This is a genomic window from Mesorhizobium sp. M1A.T.Ca.IN.004.03.1.1, from assembly GCF_003997555.1.
In the GTDB taxonomy this organism is placed as follows: domain Bacteria; phylum Pseudomonadota; class Alphaproteobacteria; order Rhizobiales; family Rhizobiaceae; genus Mesorhizobium.
The window spans coordinates 496,756-510,168 of the sequence record NZ_RZTV01000005.1; the positions used below are offsets into that span (position 1 = coordinate 496,756).

Consider the following 13,413-nt stretch of genomic DNA (forward strand, 5'->3'; position numbering starts at 1 on the left):
CGCCGCCGCGCCATGACTGTGCGCATGAATGCCGACGACAGCATCATCATCGCCAGTGACGCGGTCATCCATCCGGACGACCTGCACGAGGATTTCATCCGCTCTTCCGGCCCGGGCGGCCAGAACGTCAACAAGGTGGCGACCGCCGTCCAGCTGCGCTTCGACGCCGCCAATGCGCCGGGCCTGTCGGAGCGGGTGCGGGAGCGCGCCATCAAGCTCGCCGGCCAGCGCGCAACCAAGGATGGCGTCATCGTCATCGAGGCCGGGCGCTTCCGCACTCAGGAACAGAATCGCGCCGACGCGCGAGCCAGGTTGACGGCACTGGTCGCCAAGGCGGCCGAGCCGCCGCCGCCGCCGCGCAAGAAGACGAAGCCTTCGAAGGGCGCCGTCGAGCGGCGCCTCAAGACCAAGGCCGGGCGCTCGACGGTGAAGAAGCTGCGCGGCCGGGTGGAAAGCGACTAGGGGCCGACATCCGACGACGGCCGCTTTCGGGTCGCGAAGCCGTTCTGCCGGTGGCATGCTCGGACGAACTGATCGGATCGAATCCCATGCTCGTTCTGCCCAAGGGCATTCGCCATATGCCGGGCTATCTGTCGCGCACGGAGCAGGAAGCGCTGGTCGAGGAGATCAGGCGCATCGTGCAGGCGGCGCCGCTTTACGTGCCTGCCATGCCGCGCACCGGCAAGAAAATGAGCGTGCGCATGACCAATTGCGGGACGCTCGGTTGGGTGACCGACCGCGAACGCGGCTATCGCTACCAGCCGATGCACCCGGTGACAGGCGAGCCCTGGCCGCCGATCCCCGAAGCCCTGATAAAAGTGTGGCGCGAGGTGTCGGCCTATCCGCATCCGCCGGAAGCCTGCCTCGTCAATCTCTATTCGAGCGAGGCCAAGATGGGTCTGCACCAGGACCGCGACGAGCAGGATTTCGCAGCACCCGTCGTTTCGGTGTCGCTCGGCGACGACTGCCTGTTTCGGGTCGGTCACACCACGCGCGAAGGCGGCACCAAGTCGTTCAGGCTGAAGAGCGGCGATGTCGTCGTGCTTGGCGGGGGGGGACGCCTCTGTTTCCACGGCGTTGACCGCATCTACCCAGCGACCTCGGCGCTGTTGAGGAGTGGCGGCCGTATCAATCTGACGCTGCGGCGGGTAACGGTGCCCGCAAGCTAACGAAATCTAGAAGTTTTCCTCATAAAGACGGGCAGCTATTGCAGCTTGGGGCTCGGCAATGACGGAAAGCTATTCGGTCCTCCGCGGCCTGTGGGCAATCGTCACGGAGGCAGCCCAACTCGTTCGGAGGGATTCGGGCCTCTATCTGGCCATCGTCATTTATGTTTTGGCCGGGCTGATCTTTCTGAACGCGATTGGCGCGGCCGACCGCCTCGCGTTCTCGATATATTTCGGGTCCTGGATTTCCCTCAACGGCTTCGCACTGCCCACAATAGCAATCCTTGCCGACGCAATTCTCATTATGCATCGCTTCAATTCCCGGCGACGTTTGGTTGCGAAAAGAGTGTTTTCGACCGGGCGGTTGGCATATTCGCTATCGGGATTGTGCCTTCTGATGGCGCTCATGATCTTTCAGGGAAATTTCACTTCCGTGAAAAACGGAATGTCGGCCTGGCAAGGCGGTTTTCAATTCGATGTCCTGCACGCGGACATCGACGCTTTCCTCCATTTGGGCGCCGATCCGTGGCGCTGGCTCTACTCCGTGGCCGAAAGTGATCTGGTGCGCGTCATAATAGAATGGAACTACAACGTCTTCTGGTTTCTGCTGAATTTCGTCGGCTTGTTCTTCGTCGCGACATCGCCCATGGTGGCATCGGCCCGAACGCGCTATCTCGCCTGCTTTATGGCAGTCTGGATCCTGGTCGGAAACATCCTGGCGGCGCTGTTCCTCTCGGCGGGTCCGGCATTTTACGGCGCGGTCACGGGAGACACGGCGCGATTTGGTGAACAGCTTGCATTCCTGGCCCGCGGGGCTGGGTCAAGCAACTCCGCGGCCGCCTACCAGCAGTATCTATGGTCGCTGTATGAGGCCAAGCAGACCGGTTTTGCCACGGGTATCTCGGCGTTTCCCAGCGTTCACGTCGGCCTTGCAATGCTCAATGCATTGTTCGTGCGCGAATACAGCCGCCTCCTCGGCGCCTTCGCTCTGCTCTACGTGGCCTTTGTTGCTGTCAGCTCGGTCTATCTGGCATGGCACTATGCAATAGACAGCTATGTCGCCGTCATCGTCGTGTCTGTGATTTACATCGTCGCTCGCAAGCTGATCCCCGCGGACCGTCGCCTCGTGCCGAACATGCCGATCGGAGCCGTCAACCGTCCCGTGGCGGCCGCTACGGTCTGCTGAGACCCGGCTCCTTATCGAAGCTGCCGCCGACTAAGAACAAAGACTAATTTGGAAGCGCGTCGCCTGAATCGACGCCAGGGCCATGCGCTTTAGGCGCCGGTCCGCCGGATTCTATCAGAGTTTCCGCAATGCCACCTCTTCGACCAGGTGGTTGGCGCCTTTGCGCAGGATGAGGTCGGCGCGCGCCCTGGTCGGCAGGATGTTCTCGCGCAAATTCTTCAGGTTGATGTTGCTCCACAGGCCCTCGGCGATGGCGCGGGCGGCATCCTCCGACAGCTGCGAATAGCGGTGGAAGAAGGAGTCCGGGTTGCGGAAGGCAGTCTCGCGCAGTCGCATGAAGCGCTGGGTGTACCACTGGTGAATCAGCTTCTCGTCGGCATCGATATAGATGGCGAAGTCGAAGAAATCCGACAGGAACGGCACGATCTTGCCGTCCTTCGGCAGCTTGCCCGGCTGCAAAACATTGATGCCTTCGAAGATCAAAATGTCCGGCCTGTCGATGGTGACGAACTCGCCCGGAATGACGTCGTAGGTCAGGTGCGAGTAGACCGGGGCCCGGACGTCGCGCTGCGCCGACTTGATGCCGGAAAGGAAGCGGAGCAGGGCGCCGACGTCGTAGCTTTCTGGAAAGCCCTTGCGCTCCATCAGATTGTTGCGGCGCAGGATCTCGTTCGGCAAGAGGAAGCCGTCGGTGGTGATGAGATCGACCTTCGGGCTCGACGGCCAGCGCGCCAGCAATTCCTTAAGCACGCGAGCGGTGGTCGATTTGCCGACGGCGACCGAGCCGGCGATGCCGATGATGAACGGCGTCTTGACGACGTCCTGCGCGTTGAAGAAGGCCTGGCGCTGCCTGAACAGCAGCTGGCTCGCCTCGACATGCGCCGAAAGCAGACGGGAAAGCGAGAGGTAGATGCGCTTGACCTCTTCGAGGTCGACCGGGTCATTGAGCGAACGCAGCCGGTCGATCTCGTCCTCGGTCAGCGTGAGCGGCGTGTCGGCGCGGAACTGCGACCATTGCTCGGCCGAGAAGAAACGAAAGGGGGAGTATTTCTCGGTCGGAGCAAGCTGGTCCATCGAGTCTCCTGCCCTCCTAGAGCATGATGCCGAAAAGTGTGGAGCGGTTTTCGGACGACATCATGCTCCATCCGTCTTTAGCGGTCAGCCCCGGGGCCGGGACGCCTTTTCAGCGACGCCCGAGCGGCCGGTGCGGCCCTCGAGCTCCTTCAGCACGTCCTCCAGCGGAATGCCCGCGATCACGAGGACGACCAGCCAATGATATAGAAGATCGGCGCTTTCCGAAACGAGGGCCTGCCGGTCGCCGCGAACGGCGGCGATCACGGCCTCGACCGCTTCCTCGCCGAGCTTCTGCGCCGCCTTGTCCATGCCCTTGGCGAACAATTTCGCCGTCCATGACTCCGGATCACCGGAATGGGCGCGCTGATGAATTATCGTTTCCAGCTCGGCGAGTGAAAATTGAGCCATAGCAGTGGTTTAAGTCCGATGAACGGTCGAGTCCAGCCGCATCGGCAGGCCGGCGCCCGCCATATGCGCCTTGGCCTCGGCGATGGTGTAGGTGCCGAAATGAAAGATCGAGGCGGCAAGCACGGCGGCGGCATGGCCATCGCGGATGCCTTCCACCATGTGATCAAGCGTGCCGACGCCGCCCGAAGCGATGACCGGCACACGCACGGCATCGGCGATCGCGCGGGTCAGCGCGATATCGTAGCCGGCCTTGGTGCCGTCGCGGTCCATCGAGGTCAGCAAGATCTCGCCGGCGCCGCGATCGACCATCTTCTTGGCGAACTCGACCGCGTCGATGCCGGTCTTCTCGCGCCCGCCATGCGTGAAGATCTCCCAGCGGTCGGCCTCGCCGGCAGCCGATACTTTCTTGGCGTCGATGGCGACGACGATGCACTGGTTGCCGAACTTGTCGGCAGCCTCCGCGACGAAATCCGGGTTCTTCACCGCCGCCGTGTTGATCGATACCTTGTCGGCGCCGGCCAGAAGCAGCCTTCGGATGTCGGCCACCTGGCGCACGCCGCCGCCGACGGTGAGCGGCATGAAACATTGTTCGGCCGTGCGGGCGACCACGTCGAAGATCGTCTCGCGATTGTCGGACGATGCGGTGATGTCGAGGAAGCAGAGCTCGTCGGCGCCCGCCTCATCATAGGCCTTCGCCGCCTCGACCGGATCGCCGGCATCGACCAGGTCGACGAAATTGACGCCCTTGACCACGCGGCCGTTCTTGACGTCGAGACAGGGAATGACGCGGGCTTTCAGCATCAGCGCCCCTCCATGGTCGACAAAAGGTCGACCACCAGCTCGCCGACCTGCGGCGGCACCTCGCCCTTCGGGTCGAACGCCGGATCGTAGGCGGAAATGGTAAGCCCGGCGATGCTGAGCGGGCCGGCAAGGCCGCACATCGCGGTGCGGACCTGCTCCGGCGCCGGGCCGCCAGGCGTTGCGTAACGATTGGCCTGCAGCTTTTCCGGATCATGCACGTCGAGGTCGACATGCATGTGAATGCGCTCGGCACCCATGGCCTTCAGCTTCGCCGCGGCCACTGCCCAGTCCGGACACTCGGTGCGGATGATCGGCAGCTTCTCCAAAAGCTCTTTCTCGGCCGTATCGAGGTCGCGTGCGTTGACCAGGACACAGCGGGCCGGCTCGATCGGCTTGAAGCCGGGAATCTGCGCCGCCATGCGCCGCCAACACAATCCAAGCGCCGTTGCCAGCGCCATGCCGTCGAGAAAGCCGGAGGTGGAGGTTTCCGGCGTGTTGAGGTCGCCATGCTGGTCGGCCCAGATGATGGCATCCGCGCCTTCGCCCGCAACCGCGCCCGCGCTGGTCAGGCAGTTGCCGGCCAGAACGATGGGGAAGCGCCCGTTGTCCAGCGCGATGCGGACCTCGCCCGAAACGACGTTGCAGACGGCAAATCCCGTGCCGATCTCGCGCTCCTGCTCGTCCTCGACGACCTTGCCGATGTCGCGCACCTCGACGTCGTGACCGGCAAGCTTCAGCGCCTCGGCCAGCCCGCCGGAGATCAGCGCATCGGGGCCTTGGCCACAGCGGCCGTGAAAGTGGCCGCTGTCATAAGATCCCAGGATGATCGAGATGTTCACGCTCGTGCCTCCGCGTTGTTGCCGCGCAGGATGGCGAGCGCCTCCGCCGGGTCGATGCGCCCGTCATAGAGCGCGCGGCCGGAGATCGCGCCCTCCAGGCGCTTCGCATCGGGCATGGTCATGCGCACGATGTCGGCGATAGAGGCCAATCCGCCGGAAGCGATCACCGGGATCGATACCGCCTCGGCAAGGTCGATGGTGGCATCCCAGTTGATGCCGGAGAGCACGCCGTCGCGGTCGATGTCGGTGTAAATGATGGCGGCCACGCCCGCACCTTCGAACTTCCTCGCCAATTCGATGACGCCGAGTTCCGAGGCTTCGGCCCAGCCCTCGACCGCCACCTTGCCGCCCTTGGCGTCGATGCCGACTGCTACCTTGCCGGGAAAGGTCCTGCATGCCTCCTTCACCAGTTCGGGCTCCCGCACCGCCACGGTCCCGAGGATGACTCGCGCCAGCCCGCGGTCCAGCCAGTCCTCGATCTGCGCCAGCGTGCGGATGCCCCCGCCGAGCTGCACCGGGTTCTTCGTCGCCTTGAGGATGGCGCCGACCGCCGCGGAATTGACGCTCTGTCCCTTGAAGGCGCCGTTGAGGTCGACGACGTGCAGCCATTCGAAGCCTTGCTCTTCGAAGGCTCGTGCCTGGGCCGCCGGGTCATCGTTGTAGATGGTGGCGGTTGCCATGTCGCCGTGCTTCAGGCGCACGCATTTGCCGTCCTTGAGGTCTATTGCCGGAAACAGGATCACGATCAGGCGCCCTCGACGATGGCGAAGTGGCCGGTCGATGCCGCCTGCCGGAATTTCAAGGCTTCCTGGTACTCGGGCGACTGATAGCAGGCGAGCGCCCTGTCGTAAGAATCGAACTCCACCACGACATGGCGGTTTCCCGTTGCCCCCTCCGGGTCGGTATGGCGGCCGGCCCGAACAGCAAACTTCGCGCCAAATTTGGCGAAGGCCTTCGCGTTGGCCTCGATGTATTTCTTGTAGGTGTCCGGGTCGCGGACATCGATCATGGCGATCCAGTAGCCCTTCTTGCTCATTCAGGGCCTCCAATTCAGGAAATTGGTGATCAGCGCCAAGCCGAGCGCCTGGCTTTTCTCGGGATGGAACTGCGTGCCGGCAAAGTTGTCGCGGGCAACGGCCGCCGTCACCGGCCCGCCATAGTCGGCCGTCGCCAGCACCTCGGCCGGGTTCCTCGCCTCCAGGTGGTAGGAATGGACGAAATAGGCGTGCAGCCCTTTCGGACCGGTCTCGATGCCCGAAAACAGCGGATGCTTGCGCGCGAGCTCGATCGTGTTCCAGCCGATCTGCGGGATCTTCAGTGCCAGATCCTTCGGCGTGATTTCCTTGACGTCGCCGGCAATCCAGCCAAAACCCTCGGTGACGGTCTTTTCCAGCCCGCGTTCCGACATCAATTGCATGCCGACGCAGATGCCGAGGAACGGCCGCCCTTTGCGAAGCGCCGCCTCTTCCACCGCTTCCCACATGCCGGTGACGGCATGCAGGCCGGCCGCGCAGTCGGCATAGGCGCCGACGCCCGGCAGGACGACGCGGTCGGCGCTGCGCACCCGCTCGGCGTCGGCGGTGAGATCGATGGTCGCGGCGATGCCCGCCTCATGCGCGGCGCGCTCGAAGGCCTTGGTGGCCGAGCGCAGATTGCCCGACCCATAGTCGATGATCGCTACCCGCATGTCAGGGCCTTCCCGGCGTATGGGTCAGCCCCAGCGCCATGCCCGTCTGCGCCGGCCGCGCCAGGTTGGTGTCGGGCACGATGTGCGGCATCGGCGCCTGTTCCTGCGTGCGCTCGCTGGCTTCGAGCGCGTGACGGACCTCGGCATCGCCGAGCCTGCCGGCCTCGACGACGCCCCATTCCCGCCAGCCGCGGCGGCGGAGCGCCGCGATCCGCAGGGCAGCCTGGCCTTCGAAGCCGATATAGAGCGACACCAGCAGCGAGAGCGCCGATCCAGCCCATTCAAGCCTTAGTTTCTCGCCGAGCATGGACAACGCCGCCATGGCCGCGAAGGTGAGCAGGGCCTCGATCCAGAGGCGGTGCCAGGCGAGCCAGATCGGCGAGAACAGGAAGCCGAGCCAGGTGAAGCTGTCGCGCACCAGGGCGGCGTCCTTCTCGTTGCCCCCTGCAGGCGGCTCCATCACGACATAGATGGCCATAGGGTTATCCTTTCAGGGATCCCTTGGTGGACGGCACCGCATCGGGCTGGCGCGGGTCAGGCTCCAGCGCCACGCGCAGCGCCCTGGCCACGGCCTTGAAGCAGGTTTCCGCAATATGATGGTTATTGGCGCCGTAGTGGTTGGTCACATGCAGCGTTATGCCCGCGTTCTGCGCCAGCGCCTGGAAGAATTCGCGCACCAGCTCGGTGTCGAATGTGCCGATCTTCGGCGACGAGAAGGAAACGTTCCAGACCAGGAACGGCCTGCCGGAAACGTCGATCGCCGCCCGGGTCAGCGTCTCGTCCATAGCCAGCTCGATCGAGGCATAGCGCATGATGCCGCGCCGCTCCCCCAAAGCCTTGCTCAGCGCCTGGCCGATGGCAATGCCGGTATCCTCGACCGTGTGATGGTCGTCGATGTGAAGATCGCCTTTGGCCTCGATCGTCATGTCGATCAGCGAATGGCGCGACAGCTGATCGAGCATGTGGTCGAAGAAGCCGACACCCGTCGAAATGTCGGATTTACCCGTGCCGTCGACATGGACCGATACGGAAATCTCGGTTTCCTTGGTCTTGCGGTTGATTTCTGCGGAACGGGGCGGCATCAGTCTGTCCTGTTCAGAGGCGCGGGCTTGAAAACGAGAGCCTTCTATCAGCATGATCCGGCGATTGCCAGTTGCCATTCCGGACTGTATCGGCCTTGCCGCGGATGGTTTGCAATCACTCGCCCTATGCATACATATGGCCGATCAAAGTCACTCGTACCGCGTCAATCGCCTTTGAGGGATAGCGCGACTCGGAGCAGGAAATGTCGAATGAACTGACCATGCACGCCACGACCATCGTCACCGTGCGCAAGGGCAGCAAGGTTGTCATCGCCGGCGACGGCCAGGTCAGTCTTGGCCAGACCATCATGAAGGGCAACGCCCGCAAGGTGCGCCGCATCGGCAAGGGCGGCAGTGTCATTGCCGGTTTTGCCGGCGCCACCGCCGACGCCTTCACCCTCCTCGAACGCCTCGAAGCCAAGCTCGAACAATATCCTGACCAACTGACCCGCGCCTGCGTCGAGCTCGCCAAGGACTGGCGCACCGACCGCTATCTGCGCCGCCTGGAAGCGATGATGCTGGTCGCCGACAAGTCGGTCTCGCTGGCGCTGACCGGCACCGGTGACGTGCTCGAGCCAGAACATGGCGTCATGGCCATCGGCTCCGGCGGCAACTACGCGCTCGCCGCCGCCCGCGCGCTGATGGACACCGACAAGGACGCCGAGGAGATCGCCCGCAGGGCGATGCAGATCGCCGCCGATATCTGCGTCTACACCAACAGCAGCTTCGTCGTCGAAACGCTCGATGCCGCCTAGGCGGCCGGCCATGATCCCGAAAAATGGGAATCGGCTTCTGGAACAAATCATGGTCGAACAGGAAGACAGCTACGATTTTCGGCCGGTCACCCAAAAGGATCTGCCGATGATCGCCCGCTGGCTTGCCGAGTCGCATATCGCCGAATGGTGGGGCGATCCGGAAAAGGAGATCGCCGAGATACGCGAGCATATCGGGTCGGTTTCGGTGGAGCCGCTGATCGTCGAATTGGGCGGCAAGCCGATCGCCTATCTGCAGAGCTACGATCCGCATCTCGAGGACAACCATCCTTACGCCGACCAGCCATTCGGCACGCTGGGTATCGATCTGTCGATCGGGCCGCCGGACCTGGTCGGCATCGGCCACGGCTCGGCCATCGTCCGCCAGTTCGTCGCGGAACTGTTCGAGGAAGGCGCGCCGCGCGTCGTCATCGATCCGCATCCCGGCAATGGCCGCGCCATCCGCGCCTATGAAAAGGCCGGCTTCAGGCCGATCGGCCGCAGGCATTCGGAATATGGGGACGTCGTGCTGATGGCCGTCGATGCGGCCGAAATCGACCAACAAGAGGGGGACTGATCACAATGACCGCATCCGGGGGAGACAAGACGCTGTCGGCCTATGAAGACAGCTGGCGCATGGGGCTGCTGCTGGTGCTGGCTCTCGTCGTTTTCCAGGCCGGCATTCTCTACGGCATGGGCCATCCGCCGATCTGCACCTGCGGCTACGTCAAGCTCTGGCACGGTGTGGTGAACAGCTCGGAGAATTCCCAGCACATCGCCGACTGGTACACCTTCTCGCACATCATCCACGGCTTCCTGTTCTATGCGCTGGCCTGGGCTCTGTTCCCGCGCTCGCCCGTCGGGCTGAGGCTGGCTTTCGCCGTCCTCATCGAAGGCGGCTGGGAACTCCTGGAGAACAGCCCCTTCATCATCGACCGCTACCGCGCCGGCACCATCTCCCTCAACTACTACGGCGACAGCATCATCAATTCGGTGTCCGACACGCTGTTCATGGCGCTCGGATTTGTGATGGCGCGAAAGCTCCCTATATGGGTGATCGTGGCTCTGGCGCTCATTTTCGAATTCGGCACGGGCTACATCATCCGGGACAATCTGACGCTCAACGTGATCATGCTGCTGCATCCGTTCGAGTCCATCAGGCAGTGGCAAAGTGGAATTTGAGTAATATGAGCACCTTTTCTCCCCGCGAAATCGTTTCGGAACTCGACCGCTTCATCATCGGCCAGAAAGACGCCAAGCGCGCCGTGGCGATCGCCTTGCGCAACCGCTGGCGCCGCCAGCAGCTGGAGGGCCAGATGCGCGAAGAGGTGATGCCCAAGAACATCCTGATGATCGGCCCGACCGGCGTCGGCAAGACCGAGATCTCGCGCCGGCTGGCGCGGCTGGCCGGCGCGCCTTTCGTCAAGGTCGAGGCCACCAAGTTCACCGAGGTCGGCTATGTCGGCCGCGACGTCGAGCAGATCGTGCGCGATCTCGTCGAGGTCGCCATCGGGCTGACGCGCGAGAAGATGCGTGAGGACGTCAAGGCGCGCGCTCACATCAATGCCGAAGAGCGCGTGCTCGAAGCTTTGGTCGGCAAGACCGCGAGCCCGGCCACGCGCGACAGCTTCCGCAAGCGGCTGCGCGACGGTGAGCTCGACGACAAGGAGATCGAGATCGAGGTGGCGGACACCGGCACCGGCGGTATGCCGGGCTTCGAGATCCCCGGCATGCCGGGCGCCAATATCGGCGTGCTCAACATCAACGACATGCTGTCGAAGGCGATGGGCGGCAGGAAGACCAAGACCCGCAAGACGACGGTGAAGGAATCCTACGCGCTACTGATCAATGACGAGTCCGACAAGCTGCTCGACCAGGACGAGGTGGTTCGCCAGGCGCTGGAATCGACGGAGAATGACGGCATCGTGTTCCTCGACGAGATCGACAAGATCGCGGCCAGGAGCGACATTTCGGGCGGTCCCTCACGTGAAGGCGTTCAGCGCGATCTGCTGCCGCTGGTTGAAGGCACCACCGTTGCGACGAAGTACGGGCCGATCAAGACGGACCATATTCTTTTCATCGCCTCGGGCGCGTTCCACGTCTCCAAGCCTTCGGACCTGCTTCCGGAGCTGCAGGGCCGCTTGCCGATCCGGGTCGAATTGCGTGCCCTGGAGAAGCAGGATTTCGTCCGCATCCTCACCGAAACGGAGGCCAGCCTCATCAAGCAGTATGTTGCGCTGATGAAGACCGAAGGCGTCGAGTTGGCCTTCACCGACGACGCCATCGATTCGCTCGCCGGCATTGCCGTCGACCTCAACGCCAATGTCGAGAACATCGGCGCCAGACGCCTGCAGACGGTGATGGAACGGGTGCTGGACGAGATTTCCTACGACGCGCCGGACCGCCACGGCACGGCGGTCACCATCGATGCCGACTACGTGCAGAAGCATGTCGGCGATCTCTCGCGCAACACCGACCTGTCACGATTCATCCTCTAACGGGCGAAGCCCGGCGATGTGTGGCCAGATGGTACCATCTGGCCACCTTTCGTCCCGTCGGAAGCTTGCCTCGTCTCGACTCTCCCACGCGCTTTACCTAGTTTGCCGCCGACTTGAAGGCGGCGGTGGATGAAGAAACGCATACTTCTTTTTGTTGGGCTGGCATTGGCCGCGGCGATGGCAACGGCGAACGCGGCGACCATGGTGCCGCCGGGCAATCGCAACAGCGTGCAGCCGGATATTCCGGGCGCTTCCAGCCGGCGCACTCAGGCCACCAACACCAGCTTCCAGGCCAAGTATCGCAAGGTCTACGCGCTCTTGCAGAACGATGCCGAGCTGCGCGCCAAGATCAGGAAAGTGGCGGCCGCCTACGACATCGATCCGATGCACATCGTCGGCGCCATCGTCGGCGAGCACACCTACAATGTCGACGCCTATGATCGGCTGCAGACCTATTACGTCAAGGCGATGTCCTACCTGTCGAGCAAGCTCACCTTTGCTTATGAAGGGGAGGACGTCAGCGATTTCGTTGAGCGGCCGCAATTCCAGAAATGCGCCGGCATAACCGACAGCTACGATCTCTGGGAATGCCGCGAGCAGGTGTGGAACCATTCCTTCCGTGGCAAGACCGTCGGCGGGACCAGCTTCCCCAACGACCGCTTCGGAGCCACTTTCTTCCAACCCTACTATGCCGGCCAGACTTTCGGACTCGGCCAGCTCAACCCGCTGACGGCGCTGCAGATGAGCGATCTCGTGCACAAGCTCTCCGGCCTGCCCGAGCTCGACGTCAATGATCCGAACACGGTCTACAAGACCATCATGGATCCCGACCTCACGCTGCCTTACGTCGCTGCGACCATCAGGAAGTCGATCGACGCCTACAACAGCATCGCCGGCTTCGACATCTCGCACAATCCGGGCCTGACCGCCACGCTCTACAATGTCGGCAATCCCGAGCAGCGCGCCTATGCGTTGGAGGAGGAGAACGAGAAGCGTCGCGCCGCCGGGGAACCGGAAAAGCTGCCCGAGGAGAATTATTACGGCTGGCTGGTCAACGACAAGCTGGACGAGCTGAAGACGCTGTTCTAGCCGGCTGAGCCGGGTGGCTCAGTAGCCTTCCGAGGCGAGAAACGCCTCGAACTTGCGCATTTCGTCGGCATCCGCCTCGACCATGTGCCGCGGCTCTGGATAGGCGCCCGCCTGGATATCGTCTGCATATTCGCGGAAGGCCGCGATGCGCTCGCTCTGCAGGCGGTCGAACTCCGCCGCGAAGTCGCGGTAGCGCTTGGCATGGCGCGGATAATGGCCGCGATTGCTGCCGAGCACGTCTTCCGCGAACAGATATTGCGCATCGCAGCCGGCGCCGGCGCCCATCGAGATCATGATCAGCGATGTACGCCGCGAGATCGCGCTTGCAACCGGGGCCGGCACAACTTCGATCTCGGCGGCGAAGGCGCCGGCGGCTTCAAGGTCCTTGACCTGCTTCCAGACGAAGGCGGCACTTTCGGCCGTCTTGCCGACCGCCTTGAAGCCGCCCGTCCAGGTCGCATGCGCCGGGATCAGCCCGACGTGACCGCAGACCGGAATGTGCTCGTCGCGTAGCCGGCGGATGGTCTGCAGGCTGGCCGAGCAATACATGGCGTCGGCGCTGGCCGCGCGCAGCTTCACCGCCATGCGCAGGATCTCGTCGGTGGTTGCGCCCAGCTTGATGCGTTCGTCGCCGGGAATGGCAAAGCAGGTGGGCGCGGCGTCGCGAAAACGCGGATCGAAGATAAGATCATAGGGGACCGAGATGATGTCGATGCCGGCACGCTCGGCGGCCTCGGCCTCCTCCAGCGAGAAAACGCGCAGCTTCGAAAGCTGGCGCTTGCCCTTCAGCAATTGCAAATCGGCGACGGTCGGTCTGTTGCGTGCCATGTC

The 13,413-nt window shown here is 63.3% G+C and carries 18 protein-coding genes; 8 read left to right on the plus strand and 10 right to left on the minus strand.

What is annotated here, in order from left to right; all coding sequences use genetic code 11:
- Positions 1-24 precede the first annotated feature (24 nt).
- The 3 genes from arfB to EOD29_RS19555 all read left to right on the plus strand — a co-directional run bounded on the left by arfB (position 25) and on the right by EOD29_RS19555 (position 2,352).
- On the plus strand, positions 25-462 hold the full coding sequence (arfB, locus tag EOD29_RS19545) for an alternative ribosome rescue aminoacyl-tRNA hydrolase ArfB (protein ID WP_095782128.1): 438 nt from the start codon (positions 25-27) through the stop codon (positions 460-462).
- Between the two features lie 86 nt (positions 463-548).
- Positions 549-1,169 (plus strand): alpha-ketoglutarate-dependent dioxygenase AlkB, encoded by a 621-nt coding sequence (locus EOD29_RS19550; RefSeq protein ID WP_127247500.1) that lies wholly within the window; start codon positions 549-551, stop codon positions 1,167-1,169.
- 58 nt (positions 1,170-1,227) lie between these two features.
- The gene (locus tag EOD29_RS19555) at positions 1,228-2,352 is read left to right on the plus strand and encodes a phosphatase PAP2 family protein (RefSeq protein ID WP_127247501.1); all 1,125 of its coding nucleotides are present in this window, start codon (positions 1,228-1,230) and stop codon (positions 2,350-2,352) included.
- A gap of 114 nt (positions 2,353-2,466) precedes the next feature.
- Here EOD29_RS19555 and coaA read toward each other — a convergent pair whose 3' ends face one another.
- The 9 genes from coaA to hisB form a co-directional block, all read right to left on the minus strand.
- Complete coding sequence (gene coaA, locus EOD29_RS19560; protein ID WP_067002907.1) at positions 2,467-3,426, minus strand: type I pantothenate kinase; 960 nt, start codon at positions 3,424-3,426, stop codon at positions 2,467-2,469.
- Positions 3,427-3,510: 84 nt separating this feature from the next.
- Complete coding sequence (locus tag EOD29_RS19565) at positions 3,511-3,834, minus strand: phosphoribosyl-ATP diphosphatase (protein WP_127247502.1); 324 nt, start codon at positions 3,832-3,834, stop codon at positions 3,511-3,513.
- Positions 3,835-3,843: 9 nt separating this feature from the next.
- Positions 3,844-4,638 carry an imidazole glycerol phosphate synthase subunit HisF gene (hisF, locus tag EOD29_RS19570; protein ID WP_067003275.1) on the minus strand — a complete coding sequence of 265 codons (795 nt, stop codon included), beginning with the start codon at positions 4,636-4,638 and terminating at the stop codon, positions 3,844-3,846.
- Complete coding sequence (locus tag EOD29_RS19575; RefSeq protein ID WP_127247503.1) at positions 4,635-5,474, minus strand: arginase family protein; 840 nt, start codon at positions 5,472-5,474, stop codon at positions 4,635-4,637. The genes hisF and EOD29_RS19575 overlap by 4 nt, the downstream gene beginning before the upstream one ends.
- Positions 5,471-6,217, minus strand: coding sequence for a 1-(5-phosphoribosyl)-5-[(5-phosphoribosylamino)methylideneamino]imidazole-4-carboxamide isomerase (gene hisA, locus EOD29_RS19580; RefSeq protein WP_095776890.1), 747 nt, complete (start codon positions 6,215-6,217; stop codon positions 5,471-5,473). Before hisA ends, EOD29_RS19575 begins: the two co-directional genes overlap by 4 nt.
- 2 nt (positions 6,218-6,219) lie before the next feature.
- Positions 6,220-6,510: a DUF1330 domain-containing protein gene (locus EOD29_RS19585; protein ID WP_127247504.1), complete on the minus strand. Its 291-nt coding sequence runs from the start codon at positions 6,508-6,510 to the stop codon at positions 6,220-6,222.
- Positions 6,511-7,161 (minus strand): imidazole glycerol phosphate synthase subunit HisH, encoded by a 651-nt coding sequence (hisH, locus tag EOD29_RS19590; protein WP_095825520.1) that lies wholly within the window; start codon positions 7,159-7,161, stop codon positions 6,511-6,513.
- Between the two features lies 1 nt (position 7,162).
- Positions 7,163-7,639 carry a DUF2628 domain-containing protein gene (locus tag EOD29_RS19595; protein ID WP_127247505.1) on the minus strand — a complete coding sequence of 159 codons (477 nt, stop codon included), beginning with the start codon at positions 7,637-7,639 and terminating at the stop codon, positions 7,163-7,165.
- A gap of 4 nt (positions 7,640-7,643) precedes the next feature.
- The gene (hisB, locus tag EOD29_RS19600; RefSeq protein WP_127247506.1) at positions 7,644-8,243 is read right to left on the minus strand and encodes an imidazoleglycerol-phosphate dehydratase HisB; all 600 of its coding nucleotides are present in this window, start codon (positions 8,241-8,243) and stop codon (positions 7,644-7,646) included.
- Positions 8,244-8,446: 203 nt separating this feature from the next.
- On the opposite strand from hisB, the gene hslV reads away from it, so the two are divergent.
- From hslV to EOD29_RS19625, 5 genes are all read left to right on the plus strand, one after another.
- Positions 8,447-8,998: an ATP-dependent protease subunit HslV gene (gene hslV, locus EOD29_RS19605; RefSeq protein WP_067002895.1), complete on the plus strand. Its 552-nt coding sequence runs from the start codon at positions 8,447-8,449 to the stop codon at positions 8,996-8,998.
- 49 nt (positions 8,999-9,047) lie between these two features.
- On the plus strand, positions 9,048-9,572 hold the full coding sequence (locus EOD29_RS19610; protein WP_127247507.1) for a GNAT family N-acetyltransferase: 525 nt from the start codon (positions 9,048-9,050) through the stop codon (positions 9,570-9,572).
- 5 nt (positions 9,573-9,577) lie between these two features.
- A complete protein-coding gene (locus EOD29_RS19615; RefSeq protein ID WP_067002893.1) occupies positions 9,578-10,177 on the plus strand; it encodes a DUF2585 domain-containing protein in 600 nt (199 codons plus the stop codon).
- A 5-nt stretch (positions 10,178-10,182) separates the two neighbouring features.
- Complete coding sequence (gene hslU, locus EOD29_RS19620) at positions 10,183-11,493, plus strand: ATP-dependent protease ATPase subunit HslU (protein WP_127247508.1); 1,311 nt, start codon at positions 10,183-10,185, stop codon at positions 11,491-11,493.
- A 129-nt stretch (positions 11,494-11,622) separates the two neighbouring features.
- Positions 11,623-12,582: a DUF1402 family protein gene (locus EOD29_RS19625; protein ID WP_127247509.1), complete on the plus strand. Its 960-nt coding sequence runs from the start codon at positions 11,623-11,625 to the stop codon at positions 12,580-12,582.
- Between the two features lie 18 nt (positions 12,583-12,600).
- Here the strand turns inward: EOD29_RS19625 and EOD29_RS19630 are convergent, their stop codons facing one another.
- Entirely contained in the window at positions 12,601-13,410 is an 810-nt protein-coding gene (locus EOD29_RS19630; protein WP_127247510.1) for a 3-methyl-2-oxobutanoate hydroxymethyltransferase, read from the minus strand.
- Positions 13,411-13,413 lie beyond the last annotated feature (3 nt).